Source organism: Xanthomonas hydrangeae, assembly GCF_032697525.1.
GTDB lineage: Bacteria > Pseudomonadota > Gammaproteobacteria > Xanthomonadales > Xanthomonadaceae > Xanthomonas > Xanthomonas hydrangeae.
The window spans coordinates 1529340-1548553 of sequence record NZ_CP103836.1 but is presented as its reverse complement, the minus strand read 5'-3'; the positions used below and the strand labels follow the sequence as shown (position 1 = coordinate 1548553).

The 19214-nt window shown below is 59.6% G+C and carries 17 protein-coding genes and 4 pseudogenes; 9 read left to right on the top strand and 12 right to left on the bottom strand.

All coding sequences use genetic code 11. The annotated features are described in order from the left end of the window. Window positions 1–915 (bottom strand): LysR family transcriptional regulator, encoded by a 915-nt coding sequence (locus NYR97_RS06325; RefSeq protein WP_316697131.1) that lies wholly within the window; start codon window positions 913–915, stop codon window positions 1–3. A 97-nt stretch (window positions 916–1012) separates the two neighbouring features. Here NYR97_RS06325 and msuE point away from each other — a divergent pair, with 97 nt between their 5' ends. The 3 genes from msuE to NYR97_RS06310 all read left to right on the top strand — a co-directional run bounded on the left by msuE (window position 1013) and on the right by NYR97_RS06310 (window position 3836). Further along, the gene (gene msuE, locus NYR97_RS06320) at window positions 1013–1606 is read left to right on the top strand and encodes an FMN reductase (RefSeq protein WP_316697130.1); all 594 of its coding nucleotides are present in this window, start codon (window positions 1013–1015) and stop codon (window positions 1604–1606) included. Between the two features lie 168 nt (window positions 1607–1774). Further along, a complete protein-coding gene (locus NYR97_RS06315; RefSeq protein WP_316697129.1) occupies window positions 1775–2776 on the top strand; it encodes a DUF1852 domain-containing protein in 1002 nt (333 codons plus the stop codon). Between the two features lie 28 nt (window positions 2777–2804). After that, window positions 2805–3836, top strand: a complete 1032-nt coding sequence (locus tag NYR97_RS06310; protein ID WP_316697128.1) for a methionine synthase — start codon at window positions 2805–2807, stop codon at window positions 3834–3836. A 158-nt stretch (window positions 3837–3994) separates the two neighbouring features. Here NYR97_RS06310 and NYR97_RS06305 read toward each other — a convergent pair whose 3' ends face one another. Both NYR97_RS06305 and NYR97_RS06300 read right to left on the bottom strand, forming a co-directional pair. Then, entirely contained in the window at window positions 3995–5440 is a 1446-nt protein-coding gene (locus tag NYR97_RS06305) for an OprO/OprP family phosphate-selective porin (RefSeq protein WP_316697127.1), read from the bottom strand. A 563-nt stretch (window positions 5441–6003) separates the two neighbouring features. Continuing rightward, window positions 6004–6891: an SDR family oxidoreductase gene (locus NYR97_RS06300; protein ID WP_316697126.1), complete on the bottom strand. Its 888-nt coding sequence runs from the start codon at window positions 6889–6891 to the stop codon at window positions 6004–6006. Window positions 6892–7025: 134 nt separating this feature from the next. Here NYR97_RS06300 and NYR97_RS06295 point away from each other — a divergent pair, with 134 nt between their 5' ends. From NYR97_RS06295 to NYR97_RS06280, 4 genes are all read left to right on the top strand, one after another. Further along, window positions 7026–7460, top strand: coding sequence for a winged helix-turn-helix transcriptional regulator (locus NYR97_RS06295; protein ID WP_104534397.1), 435 nt, complete (start codon window positions 7026–7028; stop codon window positions 7458–7460). 376 nt (window positions 7461–7836) lie between these two features. Further along, entirely contained in the window at window positions 7837–8334 is a 498-nt protein-coding gene (locus NYR97_RS06290; protein WP_316697125.1) for a hypothetical protein, read from the top strand. Then, window positions 8331–9977, top strand: a complete 1647-nt coding sequence (locus tag NYR97_RS06285; RefSeq protein WP_316697124.1) for a methyl-accepting chemotaxis protein — start codon at window positions 8331–8333, stop codon at window positions 9975–9977. The genes NYR97_RS06290 and NYR97_RS06285 overlap by 4 nt, the downstream gene beginning before the upstream one ends. Continuing rightward, window positions 9866–10438 (top strand): methyl-accepting chemotaxis protein, encoded by a 573-nt coding sequence (locus NYR97_RS06280; RefSeq protein WP_316697123.1) that lies wholly within the window; start codon window positions 9866–9868, stop codon window positions 10436–10438. The genes NYR97_RS06285 and NYR97_RS06280 overlap by 112 nt, the downstream gene beginning before the upstream one ends. Window positions 10439–10452: 14 nt before the next feature. Here the strand turns inward: NYR97_RS06280 and NYR97_RS06275 are convergent, their stop codons facing one another. From NYR97_RS06275 to NYR97_RS06240, 8 genes and pseudogenes are all read right to left on the bottom strand, one after another. Then, on the bottom strand, window positions 10453–10809 hold the full coding sequence (locus NYR97_RS06275; RefSeq protein WP_316697122.1) for a YfeK family protein: 357 nt from the start codon (window positions 10807–10809) through the stop codon (window positions 10453–10455). A gap of 99 nt (window positions 10810–10908) precedes the next feature. Further along, entirely contained in the window at window positions 10909–11700 is a 792-nt protein-coding gene (locus NYR97_RS06270; protein WP_316697121.1) for a hypothetical protein, read from the bottom strand. 72 nt (window positions 11701–11772) lie between these two features. Then, entirely contained in the window at window positions 11773–12225 is a 453-nt protein-coding gene (locus NYR97_RS06265; RefSeq protein WP_425613042.1) for a GNAT family N-acetyltransferase, read from the bottom strand. A 71-nt stretch (window positions 12226–12296) separates the two neighbouring features. Then, window positions 12297–12707, bottom strand: a complete 411-nt coding sequence (locus NYR97_RS06260; RefSeq protein ID WP_316697119.1) for a hypothetical protein — start codon at window positions 12705–12707, stop codon at window positions 12297–12299. A 57-nt stretch (window positions 12708–12764) separates the two neighbouring features. Further along, on the bottom strand, window positions 12765–13094 hold the full coding sequence (locus tag NYR97_RS06255; RefSeq protein WP_316697118.1) for a hypothetical protein: 330 nt from the start codon (window positions 13092–13094) through the stop codon (window positions 12765–12767). A gap of 426 nt (window positions 13095–13520) precedes the next feature. After that, window positions 13521–14015, bottom strand: coding sequence for a hypothetical protein (locus NYR97_RS06250; protein ID WP_316697117.1), 495 nt, complete (start codon window positions 14013–14015; stop codon window positions 13521–13523). Window positions 14016–14122: 107 nt separating this feature from the next. Next, window positions 14123–14496, bottom strand: a pseudogene (locus NYR97_RS06245) (SymE family type I addiction module toxin). Window positions 14497–14594: 98 nt separating this feature from the next. Next, a pseudogene (locus NYR97_RS06240) lies at window positions 14595–14927 on the bottom strand (transposase); the annotation flags it as partial. Window positions 14928–14990: 63 nt separating this feature from the next. Here NYR97_RS06240 and NYR97_RS06235 point away from each other — a divergent pair. Further along, window positions 14991–15382, top strand: a pseudogene (locus tag NYR97_RS06235) (integrase core domain-containing protein); the annotation flags it as partial. Between the two features lie 120 nt (window positions 15383–15502). Here NYR97_RS06235 and avrBs1 read toward each other — a convergent pair. Then, the gene (gene avrBs1 / locus NYR97_RS06230) at window positions 15503–17950 is read right to left on the bottom strand and encodes an AvrBs1/Avra family type III secretion system effector (RefSeq protein ID WP_316697116.1); all 2448 of its coding nucleotides are present in this window, start codon (window positions 17948–17950) and stop codon (window positions 15503–15505) included. A 475-nt stretch (window positions 17951–18425) separates the two neighbouring features. On the opposite strand from avrBs1, the pseudogene NYR97_RS06225 reads away from it, so the two are divergent. Then, window positions 18426–18756 (top strand): annotated as a pseudogene (locus NYR97_RS06225) (transposase); the annotation flags it as partial. Window positions 18757–19214 lie beyond the last annotated feature (458 nt).

The following is a 19214-nucleotide window of genomic DNA, read 5'->3' as shown; positions in this document are numbered from 1 at the left end:
TCAGTGGGCTCCCGGCGGAGTGGCGCTGCCATTGCCAGGCGCGCGCGCCAGTTCGATGAAGGCCCGCAGGTAGTCGATGGCGATATCCGCCTCGCGTGCGCCCAGGAAGATCTGCTTGGCGATGCCGCGCGCACCCAGCCGGACCGGCACCACGTCCATCCTGGACGCATATTCCTCCACCAGCCAGCGGGGCATGGCGGCCACGCCGCGGCCACTGGCCACCATCTGCATCATGATGTCGGTGGTTTCGATGGCCTTGTGGCGTCTGGGCGTGACACCGGCCGGCAGCAGGAACTGGCTGTAGATGTCCAGGCGCTCGAGGTCCACCGGATAGCTGATGAGCACTTCCCGCGTCAGCTGCTGGGGCTTGACGTAGGCAGCCGACGCCAGCGCATGGCCGCTGGCCACGACCAGCACCTGCTCGTAGTCGAACACCGGCTCGAACCGCAACCCTGGCTTGTACAGCGGGTCGGGCGTGACCAGCAGATCGATCTCGTAGCCGAACAGCGCGCCAATGCCGCCGAACTGGAACTTCTGCTTGACGTCCACATCCACATCCGGCCAGGTGGCCAGATAAGGCGCCACCAACTTGAGCAGCCACTGGTAGCAGGGATGGCATTCCATACCGATGCGCAACGCGCCGCGTTCGCCCTGCGCGAACTGCCCCAGGCGCTCTTCGGCCAGGTCCAGTTGCGGCAGCACCCGGTTGGCCACCGCCAGCAGATACTGGCCGGCCTGGGTCAGCCGCAGGCTGCGCCCCTCGCGCAGCCAGACGTCGGTACCCAGCTGCTGCTCCAGCTTTTTCATGCTGTGGCTCAGCGCCGACTGGGTCAGGTTCAACACGCCGGCTGCGGCCGTCAGCGAGCCTTGCTGCTCGACCTGCTGGACGATGGTGAGGTGGATGCGCTCAAGCATTCAGATGATCCGAATTCATGGATTGTTGAAATAACACCATTTTACTTCATTGAATGCGAGCCCTAGCATCGGGGTTCGTCGTTCTAGGTCCACCTGCATGACTGTCAACGTGCCACACCCCCTCCGCGTCGTCGCGGTCTCCGGCGGGATGCAACGCCCGTCCAAGGCCGTCGCCCTGGCCGAGCATCTGCTGGCCCTGATCGCCGATGCCGTGCCGTGCGAGCAACATCTGGTCGAACTCGGGGCGTTGGCACCGCAGTTCGCCGGGGCAGTCTGGCGCTCGCAGCTGCCCGCAACGGTGGAGCAGGAGCTGATCGCCGTGGAGCAGGCCCACGTGCTGGTGGTGACCACGCCGGTCTATCGCGGGTCCTTCACCGGGCTGTTCAAGCACTTCTTCGACTTCATCCATCAGGACGCCTTGATCGACACGCCGGTCCTGTTGGCTGCAACCGGCGGCAGCGACCGCCATGCATTGGTGATCGACCACCAGCTGCGGCCGCTCTTCAGTTTCTTCCAGGCACGTACGTTGCCGCTGGGCATCTACGCCACCGACCGGGATTTTCTGGACTACCGCGTGCACAACGAGGCCCTGGCCGAGCGGGCCAGGCTGGCGGTGCAGCGGGCATTGCCGCTGATCGCATTGACGCGGCAGCCAAGTTCCATCGCCGCAGAAAAAGTGGCTGCGGCCTGAGGGTCATCCCGCCCACGGTTGCCTGGCGGGCCACCACGTCCTCTTCGGCCGCCGGATCCGCTGGCAATGGCCCGTTGATCCAGAAGTCCCGGCTCCATCCAGCAGGCATCAACAGCTTCGCTGAAAAGTGCGCTCGTATTTAATCTCGAAACAAGGCGTCAGCTTGCAATGACTCAGGAATTGACCTTCAGCATCAAGAGCCTTTGGTTCGATGAGGACTACCGTCCCGCGGCCAATACGCGCAACACGACCAACTTTGCCAACCTGGCCAGGGGGCAGCGTCGTCAGGAAAATCTGCGTAACACGCTGGCGATGATCAACAACCGTTTCAACGACCTGGCGCATTGGGATAATCCCACGCTTGACCGCTACGCGGTCGAACTCGAAATCATCTCTGTCGAGATGAAGATCGGTGGGAGCGAAACAGGCGATGGATGTCAAACAGGCGATGCATTTCCGTTGATCGAGATATTGAAACCCAGCATCCTCGATAAAACGACCGGTGCGCGCATCGACGGCATTGCAGGGAATAATTTTTCCTCCTATGTGCGCGACTACGATTTCAGCGTGCTGCTGCCAGCGCATAATCAGGACACGTCCAACTTCAGCCTGCCGGCGGAGTTCGGCAGCCTGCATGGCAAGCTGTTCAAGCACTTCGTGAAATCGGACGCCTACAAGGCGCGGTTCACCAAGTCGCCGGTCATCTGCATCAGCGTCTCCAGCAGCAAGGTCTATCACCGCACCGGAAACCGGCACCCTATCCTGGGGATCGAATACCGGCAGGACGAAGGTTCATTGACGGATCGGTATTTCGAGAAGATGGGCCTGCAGGTGCGCTATTTCATGCCACCCAGCAGCGTCGCCCCGTTGGCGTTTTACTTTCTCGGCGACCTGCTGAACGACTACACCAATCTCGAGCTGATCGGCACCATCAGCACCATGGAGACGTTCCAGAAGATTTACCGGCCGGAGATCTACAACGCCAATTCCGCAGCAGGTGCCATCTACCAGCCGAGCCTGAAGCATCAGGATTACTCGTCTACCCAGATCGTCTACGACCGCGAAGAGCGCAGTCAGCTCGCGGTGACGCAGGGCAAATTCACGCAGGAGCACTTCATCAAGCCCTACGGGAACATTCTCGAGCAGTGGGCCTCCGGCCACGCTGTCTAATCAACACGAACGCAAGACATCACTCATCATGAATAAGCTGCTCCCCACCTCAACCGCCGGTAGCCTGCCCAAGCCGTCCTGGCTCGCGCAGCCCGAGAAACTCTGGTCTCCCTGGAAGCTGCAGGACGAGGAACTGATCGAAGGCAAGCAGGACGCATTGCGCTTGTCGCTGCAGGAACAGCAGCACGCAGGCATCGATATCGTGAGCGACGGCGAGCAGACCCGCCAGCATTTCGTCACCACCTTCATCGAACACCTCAGCGGTGTGGATTTCGAAAAACGCGAGACGGTCAGGATCCGCGATCGCTATGACGCCAGCGTCCCTACCGTTGTTGGCGCGGTGAGCCGCCCGAAGTCCGTCTTCGTCGACGATGCCAAGTTCTTGCGCCAGCAAACCCGGCAGCCGATCAAATGGGCATTGCCCGGTCCCATGACGATGATCGATACCCTCTTTGATGCGCACTACAAAAGCCGCGAAAAGCTGGCGTGGGAATTCGCCAAGATCCTCAATCAGGAAGCCAGGGAGCTCGAAGCGGCCGGCGTGGACATCATCCAGTTCGACGAGCCGGCCTTCAATGTCTTCTTCGACGAGGTCAACGACTGGGGCGTTGCCACCCTTGAACGCGCGATCGAAGGGCTCACCTGCGAGACCGCCGTCCATATCTGCTATGGCTACGGCATCAAGGCCAATACCGACTGGAAGCAGACGCTGGGGTCGGAGTGGCGTCAGTACGAAGAGTCGTTCCCCAAGCTGCAGACATCCAATATCGACATCATTTCGCTGGAGTGCCACAACTCGCACGTGCCGATCGATCTGATCGAACTCGTTCGCGGCAAGAAGGTGATGGTCGGCGCCATCGACGTGGCAAGCAATACGATCGAAACACCGCAGGAGGTGGCCGACACCCTGCGCAAGGCGCTTCGGTTTGTCGATGCCGACAAGCTCTACCCGTCCACCAACTGCGGAATGGCGCCGCTCGCCCGGCACGTCGCACGAGGCAAACTCAGTGCCCTCAGTGCGGGCGCAGACATCATTCGCGCAGAACTGGCGGCACGCTAGCGCGCTGGTGCTTGCGTAGATCGTCGGCCGAAGGAGGGGGCGCGTACTCCATCCTCCCGCAGTGCAACGGGTGACCACTCCCGGCGACGCAACAGGCAACAACAGAAAAGCCCCCGCATGCGGGGGCTTTTCTGTTGTTCTTCATCGGGTTGCAGGGATCAGTAATTGACCTGCAACTGCAGCCGCAGCAGATCGCCTTCCACCACCGGATACGGCGCCGTGGTGACATCGGTGCGCTTCATCTTCGAATACGCAAACACCAACTCCAGCGCATCCATCGGTTGCCACTCGACACCGGCTTCCACTTCGTCCAGACGCATGCGCGGCGCATTGGTGTCGAACTTGGAGCCGCCGCGGTAGGTCTGCCATTTCAGGTACGGCAGCAGGGTGCCGTAATTGAAGTCGTGCTTGAACATCGCCTGCACATAACCGCCGCTCAGCGAACGGGTACGGATGCGGCGCTGCGCGACATCCAGCTCCGGGCCGCGGCCCACCGTCCACTCGGCCTGCAGGCCGAACGGCTGCGGGTAGTAAATGATGTGGGCGGCCACGCGTTGGTCGGTGTAGCCGTTCGGGTCGGTGATGGCCGGGGTGAAGCTGCGGCCACCGATGTTGACCGCCGCCGCCGTCGGCACGAAGCGGCCGCTGTAGGCGTCGGCACCCACTTCCAGATACTGGCCGTTGGCGAATTTGAACGGGTAGGTGGCGTGCACCACCGCATGCATGCCGTCGTTGCGCTCGGCGCGGTTGGCGCCCTGGCCGTTGTAGACGCCGGCGCCGATCACGCCGTAATCGCCCGAGCCCTTCAGGCCCGACTTGACCAGATCCTGAAAGCGGCCCTTGGCCACGGTGGGGCTGTAATAGAACACTGCACCGATATCGCGTTCGTCGCGCAGGCCGGAGTTGAGCGCGTCGGCGCGGTCCAGGGTGAGACGGTTCTGGCTGGACTGCAGGTTCTCCCAACCGTACGGCATCTTCGACTGGCCCACACGCACGCGGTATTCGCGCTTCTTGTCGAAGTAGATATCGGCATACGCATCGCGCAGCTGCGCGAAGTTGGAGGTGGTCGACCCGGTTGGCGTGCTCGCAAAGTCCGGCTGGAAGTACAGCGATACGTGCTCGTTGAGATCGCCGCTCAGCACCAGGCGCGCACGCCGGATGCCCAGGCTCTGGTCGTTACCGATAAAGCGGTCGCCGGGCGCACGCAGGTCCTGCGCGTCCCCGCCGATGCCCTGGTTGTAGCGTATCTGGGTGTAGCCGCGCAGGCTCAGCTTTTCGTACCACTTCTTGCCGGCCTCGCCGGGCTTGGCCGGCGCTGCTACCGGCACGGGTGCAGGTGCGGTCTGTGCGACGGCGGTGTCGGCCGCCACTGGCGCGGCAGGCGGTGGCGGCAATGCCGGCGCGGCCGGCAGTGCAGACGCCGGCAGCTTGCCGTTCTCGTCCACCTGCACGAACTTGCCCAGCTTGTCGCGCCCCGGTGCCGGCTCGGCGAATATCTGCTTGGTCTTGCGGTCGACGTACAGCTCCAGCTCTGCAGCCAGCGTACTGCCGCTGGCGGTCGCGCCGAGGGCGCACAGAACGGTGGCGAGATTGCGTTTTTTCATGGGTCCGGCTCGTGCAAGGGAAACGGGTCGGCGGCAGCGTCAGGCCTGTGGCGGCCCCCCAACCGGGGCGGCGAACATGGCGTCTGAGCGCCTGCCAGGCGCCCAGGTCGTCCTGACGTAGCGGCAATGGCAGCAGTTATATTTAGATTTGATGTCAGTTTGGTGACATCGGAAGCAACTGGTCAGCGCCGCGCATGTGTCAGCTGCGTTTCCGGCGGATGTCAGTTATGCGACGTGCGGGAGGCGAACCCATCAGCGCGCAATGTGAGGTGCGGGGCGTTTTTGCAACGCCGTCGTGGCTGCCACACGCCTTGAAGCTTGCAGTGCCACTGGCGCGCAGCAATGCCAGGAGGCGGATGGCGATGCAAGTCGGAAGGCGCGTGTCATGTACGGCAACCGCGCCGCTGCGGTCGCCGTTCCGAGCAGCGGTGGGCGAGGGGACGAATGGATCAAAACGCGGCGAAGGCGGGTCAGAGCCCGCCGTCGTCTGGTCAAACACCCTGGCGTATCGCCGAGCAGGTGCCGGTCAACGCATGTCGACATGCACCGTGCCGACGCCCGACTCAGGCTGCCGGTGCCGCCGCCAATGCCGTAGCCACCGCATCGTGCAGCGAGGTGGTCGGGCGGCCGATCAACCCGCGCAAGGTGTGGCTGTCGTCGAACAGGCTGCCGCCGCGCGAAGACGCCGAGCACTGCGCCAGCACCTGGGCGAACGGAGTCGGCAAGCCGATCTGCACCAGCGCCGCCGCATAGTCGGCTTCGGGCAGATCGTGATAGGCCACCGGCTTGCCGGACTGCTGCGCCAGCTCGGCGGCATACTCGGCCATGGTGAAGGCGGTATCGCCGGCCAGCTCATAGACCTTGCCGGCCTGCGGTGTGTCGGCGGCCAGCACCGCTGCTGCGGCGGCGGCATAGTCGGCGCGCGTGGCCGCACTGATCCTGCCCTCGCCGGAGCTCCCGATCACCGCGCCATGCGCCACCTCGGCCGCGATCGAGCCGGTGTAGTTCTCGGTGTACCAGCCATTGCGCAGCAGCGCATGCGGCACGCCGCTCTCGCGCAACAGCGCTTCGGTGGCGACATGCTCGTCGGCCAGCGACAGCGTGCTGCTGTCGGCGTGCAGCACGCTCGTATAGGCCAGCAATTCCACGCCGGCACGTTTGGCCGCCTCGATCACGTTGCGGTGCTGCGGCACGCGTTCGCCCACCGCATTGGACGACACCAGCAGAACGTGGCTCACCCCGGCGAAGGCCTCATCCAGGCTCTGAGGGTCTGCATAGTCGGCGCGACGCACGCTGATGTCGCGTTTTGCGAACTTTGCGAGTGACGCAGTATCGCGGGCCGTTGCTACGATGCGTGCCGCTGGCACACGCTCCAGCAAGGCTTCGACGACCAACGCGCCCAACTGCCCGCTGGCGCCGGTGACGAGGATCAGGGGGGACGTGTGTGCCATGGTGAACTCCAGTTGGTATTGATAAGAGGTGTGGTCTACTATCTAGACTCTAGGTCCGCGCACTCATTATCAGGGCCGTTCGATCCTCCACAAGGAGGCAGTTTTCTTCCCCCTGGTTACCGTGAGATACCCCCGTGAACGCGATTGCTCTGTTTCCACCGCCGCCGTCCCTGCAAGGCATGCCCTTCGACGCCACCAAGTGCCCGGTGCGCGACGTGCTCGATCAGATCGGCGACAAATGGACCATGCTGATCCTGCTGACGTTGATCCCCGGCCCCTCCCGCTTCAGCGCCATCCAGCGCGCCGTGCCGGACATCTCCAAGCGGATGCTGACCCAGACCCTGCGCAACCTCGAGCGCAACGGCATGATCACCCGCAAGGTCTACGCCACCAAGCCGCCCAGCGTGGAATATGCCTTGTCCAAGCTTGGCGTGGCGCTGCTCGGCCCGATCTCGCAGCTGCTCAACTGGGCAGGCGAAAACCATGCGGCCATTCGCTCCGCACGCGAACGCTTCGATCATGCCCAGCAGGCGGCGGTCGCGCTGGATGCCGACGAAGCGATGGCGTAAGCGCTGCACTGCACTGTTGCCGAGGGAACTGACGGCGCTGGCCTGATTAGGTTGGCGCGTCGCTGCGTCGCTGCGTTGGTTGATCGTTGGCTTGCGCGCGTGCCAAACAGGGATCGACTGTTGCCGCCTGGCACTCGCCAGCGGCTTGCGTCTCCATAATGGACCCAGTGCAACGATGTGAGCGTGTGCTCACAAAGTCCCGCGCGGGATAAACGCCTGGTAGCGCAATCATGCCGGCTGCGGCGCGCAAACCCTTGCAGCGTCAGCACGATGTCGCGGCCTATCGCCGCCATCGCAAACTTCAATCGAAAGCCGACTCAAGCGTAGGCGCTCGCACCCGATAAGGGCTCACCTTATCTCGCGAACCCGCTGCGCCATGCCTGTCTTCGGCACCTTGTCCGCCTCGACGCGACGCACCCTGGGCGTTGCCCTGCTCGCGCTGTGGTGCGGCTGGATCGCCGTGGCCTGGTCCACGCCACGCATGCCGAGCAACGATGTGGCCAGTGCCTGGGCGCAGGTGCAGGCCAGCCTGCCGGCCACGCAGCAGGCGCCGATGTTGATCGGCGTCGCAGGCGCTTGCGCCTGTATCGACCTTGCATCCAATCGCGCCTGGGCCGTGCTCAGCAGCGCGGTGCGTGCGCGTGGCGGCCAGGTGCGCATGCTCGACATGCCAACGCTGCGTGGCAGCGGCTACTCGGTGTGGTTGCTCGGCGCTGACGGCCAACCGCGCTATGCCGGCCCGGCCGACGGCGGTGCCGTGTGCGGCACCGCAGGCGCGGCCGATTGGTCGCGCTGGCTTCCCAACGTGCTGGCGCGCACCGCGAGTGCTGCGGTGGCGTTCCCTTGTCCTTGTGCCGTGGAGTCGCTGTCATGATGGAACTGTCCGCATCGGCATCGCCGACCTCCACCTACGCCACCCGCCTGGCGATCAAGGCCGATCGGCTGTTTCTGTGGCTGGCCGTGCTGCAGAGCATTGGCTCGCTGGGTTTGGCCTGGTACCAAGGCCAATGGACCACCTTTCTCGCAGTCACGCTGCCCAGCCTGTCGTTGATGGCCTGGCAGGTGCATGCCAACCCCGGCACGCGCCTGACCCGTATCACCAACGCCTTGGTGCTGATGGCCCTGGTCGCTGCCACCATCCAGCAAGCGCACGGCCTGGTGGAGATGCACTTCGGCGTCTTCTTGATCCTGGCGCTGCTGCTCTATTACCGCGACTGGTTGCCGGTGGTGGCGGCCGCCGGTGCCATCGCCGTGCATCACCTGGCGTTCTATTGGTTGCAATCGCGTGGCATGCCGGTGCAGGCGTTCACCGTCGGCAGCGGCTTCGGCATCGTGCTGCTGCATGCGGGGTATGTGATCGTCGAAACCGCCTTCGTCTGCGTCATGGCGATTCAACTACGTCGCCAGGTCGATGCGCTCGACCACGAGGCCGAATCGCTGGTGGAACTGGCCGACACCCTGGCAACCGGCGCCACCTTGCCGCCGGCCATCCTGCAGCAGAGCTTCCGCAGCGGATCGCTGGCGCAGGCGCTGGTGCGCATGAGCGTGCAGGTGGAAGAGCGCATCGCCCAGCAACAGCAGTTAGTGCTGGAAAATCGGCGCATCCGCCTGGCGCTGGATGCATCGGCGATGGCCGTGGCGATTGTTGATGGGCAGGGCGAAGCCATCTATCGCAATCAGTCGTTCCAGCTACTGAGCACGCAGGTCGACACCCACGTGCTGCACACCGCGCTCGCCGACGCCGTGCAGTTGGGGCATGACGCCGGCACCAGCAGAACGCGCGCGCTCGCTGCGCTGCAGCTGCAGGAAAACATCACCCCCGTCCGCGACCACGACGGCGCCTCGTTGGGCGTGGTGGTGGAGTGGCAAGACCGCACCCAGGAACTGGCGCTGGAAGCACAACTGGCCACGGTCATCGCACATGCCACGCGTGGCGAGCTTGGCGCACGGCTGCAGGGGCATGCCCGGGGCGGTACGCTCGGCCAGCTGGCCGATGGTATCAACCAATTCCTCGCCATCACCGACGACAGCCTGCAGGACATGCGCCGCATGCTGGCGGCGATGTCGCGTGGCGATCTGTCGCTGCGCATCGATCGTCATTGCGAAGGCGTGTTCGAGCAGATGAAGCGCGATGCCAATGCCACCGCCGACGAGCTGGCGCGCATCATCACGCAGATCCGCAGATCCGCAGCTCCAGCACCGCCATCAATCACGCCGCCGGCCACATCCTCACCCGCAACGACGCGTTGGAGCAGCAGGTGCAGCGCCAATCGGCCACCCTGGGCCGCACTGCCACCCAGATGCAGGCGGTGCTCGGCACCATGCAGCAACACACCGCGCAGGCAGCGGATGCGGACAAACTTACCGCCGCCGCATCGGAGGCCGCACGCACTGGCGGCGACACCATGCATCAGGCGATGGGCACCATGCAGAAGATGGAGCAGGCCTCGCGGCGTATCCAGGACATCGTCTCGGTCATCGACGGCCTCGCCTTCCAGACCAATATCCTTGCCTTGAACGCCGCCGTCGAAGCCGCACGCGCTGGCCACGAAGGTCGCGGCTTTGCCGTGGTCGCCAGCGAAGTGCGCGCGCTGGCGCTGCGCTCGTCCACCGCCGCCAGCCAGATCAAGACGCTGATCGGCGAATCGGTCACCCACATGCAAGCCGGCGTGCAACAAGTCCGCCGCGCAGGCGAAGGCATGCAGCACATCGTCTCCACCATCGGCCAGGTCAGCAGCACGCTCAGCAAGATCGCCGTCGCCTCACAACAAGAGGCCGGCAGTATTGCCGAGGTGCATCACACCCTCGCCGGCGTGGACACCGACATGCGCGACGGCGTTACCCGCATGCAGGGCGCCAGCGCCGCCGCACGCGCCATGGGCGACCATGCCGCGCAGCTGCAAGATGCAGTGAGTGCGTTTGTGGCGGAGGCGCGCGACGGCAGCGCTGATGCAGTACAGAGGCTGCGCGTTGCCTGATCTACGCTGGCGTATTAGTTACGCAGCTCCCGCAGCTTGGCGGTGAACCAGGATTGGCTCGATACCGGCGCAGCGTTGCTGCAGCGCACCTGATACGGCGTGCCCGACATGCTGCTCTTGGTGGCGGCAAGTTCGATGAAGGACTCGGTGGAGGTCACCAGCCCCTTCTTCTGCAGGTACTCGTACTTGCGCTGCAGATGTTCGCTGGCTTTCGGTGCCGCGTACCACGACCCATTGCGCGAAAATTCGCAGTTGGATTGCGCAAGAACTTTGAAAAGCTGACCAACCTCACGCGTCGTGGCCGGCGAAACATCTTGCGCCGATGCAGAGGCGCTGAGCAGGAGTGCGATCAGAAAAAATTTAGCGTTCATCAGCCGAATCTTAGCGCAACAGGCCACCATCTCAGCAGGTACGCCGATCGGTCGCAGTGACAACGATCGACCTTGCATTCATCGCTCAGTGCACTGACGCTAAACAGGCTCAGGGTCGTAGCGCAACAGCATCGAACCCTCAAAGTAGTTCCCGTAATACTCGCCCGCCCGCAAACCCGGATTCGCCTCAAAATCGATGTAAGGCTCGGAACAATGTGGGCAGCGAAAGGGATTGAGGTAGGCGTAGCGGGACCTATCCGGTGCCAACGGTAGTGCGTCTTCCAGCGCAGCAAGCGCTTTGGCATCGGGCTCGGACAGCGCTGCAGGGCTGCCAGGCAGATGGCTATCGACCGTGATGGTGTAACTGCCAGATCCCGAGTAGAAGTATCCCGCGTTGCTGAAACCCGCGTGATAGGAGCGGATCAGGAATGACCGCTTGCAGTGGTCGCATTCACAGGAGAGCAGCACGTTGCCACCGGTGACTAATCCGCTGAAGTGCAGGCCCCTGGCAAAAAGCCCCTTGCCTGCAAGTGCGGAACTGCTGACGCTGGCGCCCGGCAGGAAGAACGGCTGAAACCTGATCCCGGATGCTTGGCCATTCGCAAACGCATCTGGATCGAGCTGCTCGGTCTGCGAAATGACGCAGTCTGCTTGGCACCCCAGGTTGGGATGCACACGAACGGAAAAGTGGAACCACCCCGTCGCAGCACCAAGTTCATGCCGATGCACCTCTCCCGCCGAGTCGGCAAACTCTAGGACGCTATTGGGCTTCAACCACGCGCAAGGCTTGATCTCGCACGGGACATCGCTCTGGCTAACGCGACACAACTCTCGCCCATCGGCTCGAACGATCAGTAACGGAGCGGCTTTCTTCTTGAAGATGGAGAACATGCTTTCCCTGGCGGTAATGCGTGAGTGGCAGATTGGAGCGCTGAGCGCGAGCGCAGCAGAACAATGGTAGCTCTACCGAAGGTTCGGCGCTGCGCTCGCGCTCGACGTGTTCCTCTTGAAGGCCATGCCTACACTGGCAGGCGCAGTCAACACGAAACCGAACTGCTGATAGAGCCTGTACGCCTGACCATCCGCAATCAGGCTGACATACGCGGACGCGGATACTTCCCGCTCTATGTAGCCTGCGATCTCACCCATGACGGCCTTACCCAGACCACGGCCCTGATGCTCTGGCAAAACGGCAATGTCCACCACCTGATAAAAACAGCCGCCATCGCCGATGACGCGCCCCATCGCCACCGGCTCGCCATCGCAAAGCACCTGCACGCTGAAGAGCGAGTTGGGCAGCCCGCGCTCGGCGGCTTCCAGTGCCTTCGGGCTCAAGCCGCTTGCTTGCCGAAGATGCCGATACGCTTCGACAGTCGGTATTTGATGCACAACGCGATAGGGCATTGAATGAGTCATTGCAAATTCCCTGTAGCACCGAACGGCTACGCTCATTCGATCTGAGAGGCGGATGAGGCTTGATTAAAATACTAGGAAAAATCAGCGTGAGAACCAATAAATGTCCTGTTTGCCTCGGTCACTGGAGCAAGTATTTCGAGGAGAGCTTTAGCCAACAAGCGAACCTGCTCCCAAGCGGGGTGCTGCATTGCTGCAAGATTTGCGGTGCGTCCCGAGCCTCCTGGCATGTCATTGACCGGAACAGGATGTACCGCAGCTATAAATGCAAGAACAGCAGATTCCTGCTGTTCTGTGAAGAAGCCAGTACCTATCAGGTTATGTCCGTACAGAGCATCATCTCGTAGCTCCCAAGCGGTGTTGTAATCGCCCATCGCCTGGCACTGCTCTTCCGCTGGCTCGGCCAACGTCTCTACAGTAAAGAGGAAAACATTGTATGAGAGGTGTGATGCTTCAATTGCCAATATTTGTGGGGGATCAGACATGGATTTCAACAGCCTGGCTAAGTTGGACCATTAGGCGGCTTCGGCTTGAGTGAATTATCAGGCCGCATGCTGATACGTCACAGTTGCAAATCCAATGATTGCTGCAAGGGCAAGCATGACAATCCATCCGGATCTTTGATGGAACGGCACTGGATTTCGACCAATCTGCTCTTCTGCGGCCGAAGCGTTGACTATCCAGCCGTGGGAGCAAACGGGGCAAATGAGCTGGTACTGCTTGGAGATGACCCATCCGAAAAGATGGTAGAAGTGTCCGTACTTGTACTTGAGACGCAGCACAAAATCTTGATGCTGCTCGCACCTCTGGCAGTGCTCATGCTCTGCCAGGTCGAAGATCAGCACTCGCTCGCCCCATCCCCAAAGAATCATCTGTTTCTCTCGAAATTTTTCTAGCGGTCTAACAACTGGATTAAGCCGACCCGCGAAGTGGATCCGGCTTGAACGAATTGCCAGGCGTCGCCATTAGTCACTGCTCCCGGCGCAGCCAGAGTCCCCGGAATCGCAGCCAGAGAACCCAAGGTCTTGACCCTCCGATGCGCCACCATCGGATGATGGATAGAGCGGGTCAATTGTACTGGACGATCTGGGGCCAAGTGCCTGAGAAGAAGCAAACGCCGCACAAACGACCGCGCCAATGACTGGAACAAGCCAGATGAGGGCAAGTTGCAGTACGCGTTGTGATGGCGAGAGCACCGAAACGCGAAGTACTGCAACCGATGCAACGATATTGCCAAGAGCAAGCACCGCACCCAATAGAAGTATCAACTCCATCGAAACCTCCAAGCCGCCTGGCTATCATTGGGCCGCCTGAGCGCGGTGTAACACGATCCTCGCCGAGGCGTTGACGGCCGTCAATCGCTGCAAGCCTGTGAATCGCACGGCCTTCGCAGCAGTGCGGCTGCCCATGGCCATGGGCCATGCCGCATCTTTGCAGGGACAACGCGTTACGTTCGACGACGTGCGGCGTAACGAGCCAAACCGCTGAGATTTCAAGATACCGTCATGCGAAAGCAAGTGAGCCAACAGTAGGTCCAAACCAACCCAACTGCCATCTTCGGCGTGCAGAGACGACCTGCCCGGCCTTTGCTCCACCCGCTGCTCAAGCATCTCGCGCACGGCATGGGCGGTATCGAAGATGGCTTGTCCCAACGTTGGCAGTGTCTGCGCCTCCAGGCACTCCGGTTTGCTCATGGCGATGACATCGCCATGAGCGATGAGAGTGCGTAGCAGCCGGTCGAGCTGGTCGCGTTGGTCCAGCGTGAGATGCAAGACGATGGCGGGGTGCTCCATCTGTGTGCTCCTCGGCGCGGTGAGCGGGAGCGCGCACGGTGTACGACATGTGCGTTGCACTCGATGCGGGCGCGCACGTGCATGCTGCGCGTGCGCAGCACACCGGCTCAGTCGGCGGGTACTAGGCTGACGACCAGCTCGCCATCGCGCAGGCGGATGTGGAGTTTGCTGCCGATGGCAAAGCCCAGTTGTTCCAGCCAGCGGCCGCGTAGGCGCAGCGTGGGGATGCGTTGGTCGCTGGCGGGGTAGTAGCCGTAGCGACGGTGCATTGCTTCGGTGCACGTGGGTGGCCGGGGCGTGGGGGGCGGGCTTCGGGGCGGGGTTGGGGGATGGGGGTGCGCTCGACGTAGGGCCGCGGCTTGATCGACGGGTCGAGCGAGTGCCAGACGATCTCGGTGGGCGGCGGCTCCGTGGCGCTCTTGCGTGCTGATGTGGGACGGGATGTGTGTCGACGCGTGGCAAAGCCCTCCTTGACGAGCAGGCCCCGTCGCCGGGTGGCGACGGGATGTCGGGAGGTTAGAAGCCGCTAAAAGTCGGCGGGCGTATTTCCCCAAAAGGTGTCCTGATTAGCCCTGACTCTCAGCCATGAAAATTGCTCGCTGCTCGCAGAACCGGCTCTGGACATGGTGTAGATTGCGTCATGGCCGTGGCAAGTCGCGGCAGCATCTCGCGCAAGCAGAATCGACGATTAAAACGATAGGCCGCTTCTCCCAGGTAACGCCTTGCGTATTTTCCTTGCGCGATGGCGTGATACACGCCACTGATGGCGCGTTTGAGATTTCCCAGCACCACGTTGACCCAACGTGCACCGGCCGCTTCGGTTGCAGCTTTTTTCTCCGATCCGCGTCCGGCCTTGCCACCGTTACGCTCGCCGCCGAGATAAGCATCGTCGATGTTGGCTTCAGATGACAGCAGCATCCACAAAGCGCGGCGCAGATCCTGCAACAGGCGGCTGAAGGTCAGGGCTAATCAGGAGTGGACTTGAATCTTCCGGCCGCCCGCGTCATCCGCATATTGGAATGCATCGCAGCCTGGCGCGGCTACCCCGCCAACTTCGCCTGGACAATAGCCCGGAGTTTGTCGCTTTAGCCTTGGCTGAGTGGGCCGAGCGTAAAGGCATCGCATTGGATTTCATTGAGCCGGGACGGCCAATGCAAAACGGTTTCATCGAACGCTTCAACGGCAGCTACCGGCGCGGCGTGCTGGACATGCATCTCTTCCGCTCGCTGAGCGAGGTCCGCGAACAGACCGAACACTTGCTGGCCGACTACAACCAGCAGATACCGCACGACAGCCTGGGCGGGCTGACGCCCGCCGAGTTCCGTGATCAACATCAACCGCAGACCTCTAGTTTTAGCTGGCATTGAATTGCTGGGAGTCGACACAGGCATCGCGTCGGTTGCCCCCGCTGCAGGCACAAAGAACCCGCCGGTAATGGCCTTTGAATACGGACGAGTAATCCGGCTGACCAGCATCAGCGCATACCACTACAGGCTGGACTTGATAGTTGGACCGGCCGCAGTCGGAGGCTGGAGAAGCTTGGAAGAAAGAAAGAGCTCGATCCCACGCATAATGTCATAGGCATTGAAGTCAAGCAGGCTCAATTCTCGAATTCGACTTCCTTCCTTATTTTTCTCGTAAATACAAAGCGAAACGCCTTGCCGGAGCGCCTCACAAACCTTTTCCGCAATATTTTTTCTTTCATGAAAAGACAGGCCCCGAAGCTTTTTTAGCGTGTCTTCCTTGCCGAGTGCAGCATTTTGGCCAAGCCAAGACAATTGACGCTCAAGAAAATCCGAGATTAGTTTTCCATCGTAGCCCTCATCCTCAATATAACGCGCAGCGGACAACATTTCGATATTGAACTCTATCAACGTTGCCACAGCTACCGGGCGTGACTCTCCAACTTCTATAGCTTTGGCATCCCATAATTCCAGCTTGGCGCAATACTCGTTGTGCCTCAAAATAGAGCCGGGCTTTCTTGACTGCAGCATGCACTGGGCATCGACTAATTCATCAAGAGAGTGGTGGAAATCATATGAATTTCTATCCGGGTCATGCTTTATATAATACTTTAAACTATTTTCAATAAGCCTCATTTTCTCCGCGTGGCTAAGTGAGTTGCAAACCTTTGCAAATTCAGAATTAAATGCCTTGTTCGAATTAAATGAATGAACGTCTCCAAATCCTGGTCGTGCATTAGCATATTCCGGGAGATCGCCAACTGCAGTAGCTTTATATAGTACTGAAGGCAACCCTTTCCACTTTGGCCTATGAGGAACTTTCATCTCGGATATGGTCGCGCCTTTTGCCTTTGCATTTATAATGGAAAAAGGCGTCATCGCAATATCAAATGCCGTTGAATTATTGCAAAGCGTATCAATTTCTCTTTTTGCCGGAGTTTTCCCAGCTGAGCCAAAACTGTTGGTAGCCTCACGATCATGCGAGAATCGCAGACTTCGAACCATCAAAGGTTCTCCATCAGCGTAGTCTCTAGAAACTTCCGAATTGTTATTCACTAGAATATCTTTGACAGACGATTCGTTGATTGTTCCCTCAAGCGCGGAAAAATTTCCGACCCTGACCATTTTGTCGTAAAGTTCCGCTACTTTCTGCACTATCTTCTTTTTTTCTATAACTCGCCGAAGTTGCGGAGTTTGCAGAGAGGCGACGTTGATCTTAGCGGTTTCACTTTTACCGGTAGCTTCTTCAATCAAACGACCAGCTGTCTTCATCAATGTTGCCTTCGAATCAAGAGTATAACCATATAGTTGACTTTCCACTCTGAGCTTGTCAGTCGGATCGATTCCATCAATCGTGAGTGAAATCGCGCCATGAATTTCAGCGTAACTATGGGTAAATACCTGATATCTATCCACCTCCTTGTGGGGAAGACCTTGGTTCTTTCGCAGGCTATTCATACGTAGGGCCATTACTATAGCCGGGCTATTTTGCCTGAAGAAATCCAACGACAAATCAATTAAGGCGTCTTTCGCTTGATCAATGGTCAACTCTGGCGCGGACCATTGAAGACCTGAATGCATAGCTGCATAGCGGGCAGCGATAACCACGTCCGACGATGTCCCTGATGTTCCTGACATAACTGGAACCTGAAAGAATTCGCGGATCTCGGTCCCTACATCGTTGGACAGATGCATTCCTGATGTGCTCTTAACTGAATGTGTCCCTGAGCGGTTAGCGTCGTGGCGATTCTTCAAGCGAAACGCCATTCTCGCATGTATTTTTAAACGTCCTGCCAACAATTCGCCCTCTTGACACAGTTCAAAGCCTGTTTTTACTTGCTCTTTAGTGAAGGGGCCCAACTCTCCTTTCAACATCATCGCAAAAGCGGACGCTGCCTGGTCCGAGATTCTCCAAGCACGTGGCTTGGCATAAGGGGATTGTGCATCCGGCTGTTTGAGTCCAAGGATCTCATCGCCAAGCTGTTGACGGTCACGACGTTGTAGCGCAGGCTCATCTTTCCATGAACTACGCTCTAGATGGCAAAGCCATTCTGACTGTTTGTGAGCAAATGAGCTTACATCTCTCATTGCTAAGCAAGCATTAGAAATAAGTTTGTTCTCGGCATTTATATGGTTTATATATGCAAGCGCACGCTTATGGAGGTGCTTTTCCGAACGATAGGCATTGTTCGACAAAGACTGCGAAAGAAAGTCAACTATGCTCGAATCTGTTTTTTCATTAGGATGATATATTTTTCCATCAATAGTTGCTGCGCTATAGCTTTTCTTAAATTTAAGAGCACGTTGTGGAGCAGGGGACAATGAGGAGCTCAGCACTGAAAGGCGTGAGGTTTCACTTTCCTTCTCATCAATAATTGATTTATTATTAAATTCATCTCTCACCGAATCCGCCGATGTTTCTGATGTTTCAAACGGTGAATATTTTGAAATAACTGACTTGGCCTTTAACATTTCAAATCCAACGTATGGTAAAAATTTTCTTAAAATAATCCGGCGCACTTGACGTGCATGAATTACTAGCAACTGCGGTTTACAGCATCAGGCTCGAAGCACGTGCGACATCTCGCCATGCTCATGGACACTCTTAACGCGCAGCTTCGGCGGCTTTTAAGGCAGCTGAACTCACCTCGCAATTGGAGGTTTTACAACCTTTATTCATGTTCTAGAATAATGAGGTGAATCCATGTACTATTGAGTCAAAATTAAGTCGTGAGCGCTATTTTTACTGATTCTACCTGGGCGGCAAAAGTCCACAGCGAAGTTGCCTATCTAAATGCGATTTTTCTCTATAGCTAAGCGAGCTCACCATCAGCGCTCATGGCTTCCTTCTTGTGGTGGAGGCAAGCGAACGACAGTTCCCTAGGAAGGTCTGAACAACTCCCCCTGATGCTGCGAGACTCCCACCGGCCCCAACCGGACGACGACGATGCAGCTTTCTTTTGGCGACTTGGAGTACAACGGCAAGCGCAAGCGGACGTGTCGAGAGGTGTTTCTTCCCGAGATGGATCAGGGGGGCGTTAAAGGAGCTTCTAGCACTGATAAAACGGCATTATCCGACGTCAAGCCTGCCGGGCCGTCAGCCGCGCCCGCCGGAAGCGGTGCTTCGCATCAACTTTTTGTAGCAATGGTACGCACTGAGCGACCCAGGTGCGGAAGAAGCTTTGTCTGACACGGTGTCGATGCGTCGTTTCACCGGGAGTGGCGGGCTGGATGATGTGCCGAACGAGACCATGATCCTCAACTTCCGCCGGCTGCTAGGGATGTCGATGGCGAGAACACCGAAACGCGAAGTACTGCAACCGATGCAACGATATTGCCAAGAGCAAGCACCGCACCCAATAGAAGTATCAACTCCATCGAAACCTCCAAGCCGCCTGGCTATCATTGGGCCGCCTGAGCGCGGTGTAACACGATCCTCGCCGAGGCGTTGACGGCCGTCAATCGCTGCAAGCCTGTGAATCGCACGGTCTGCGCAGCAGTGCGGCTGCCCACGGCCATGTGCCATGCCGCATCTTGCAGGAACAACCCGTTACGTTCGACGACGTGCGGCGTAACGAGGCAAGCCGCTGAGATTTCAAGATGCCGTCATGCGAAAGCACGTGAGCCATCAGTAGGTCCAAACCAACCTAACTCTGAGGTTTCCCCCACATTTGCTCCTGTCAGATCAATCACTTGCGCCATGATCGTCTGGAAGAAAGTGCGCGCATGGCGCAAT